The organism is Mesorhizobium sp. M2E.F.Ca.ET.209.01.1.1, assembly GCF_004010375.2.
GTDB lineage: Bacteria > Pseudomonadota > Alphaproteobacteria > Rhizobiales > Rhizobiaceae > Mesorhizobium.
Window position 1 is genome coordinate 1 of the sequence record NZ_SADP02000733.1, and the last position, 327, is coordinate 327.

Genomic DNA, 327 nt, shown 5'->3' on the forward strand with positions numbered 1-327 from the left:
CGCAAAGGCCAGGCCGGCAAACAACAGCGCCAGCGCCGCCAGCAGGGCGACAATGCCCAACACCCACAGGAACACCGGCGTTTGAACGAGGCCGAAGCGATGGCCGACAAAGTTCGTCAGCAAAAGCACCGCCGAAAAGGCGGCCGTGCGCCGCGACCAGCTGGCAGCCTTCGACGTTTGCCGTTCGGGAATGCTAACCATTATTCTCTGCTGCCCCAACCCGGACGGAGGTTTAGTGCCTTTTTGCGGCGGCTTGAAGCCGAAACACGCAACATCCCCTCAATCCGTCGGCAAGCGATAGTCCCTGAACTGCTGACGCAAGGTGAT

The 327-nt window shown here is 60.9% G+C and carries 1 pseudogene; it reads right to left on the reverse strand.

Going from position 1 to position 327, the window contains the following annotated elements:
• Window positions 1-201, reverse strand: a pseudogene (locus EN852_RS37655) (DUF1499 domain-containing protein); the annotation flags it as partial.
• Window positions 202-327 lie beyond the last annotated feature (126 nt).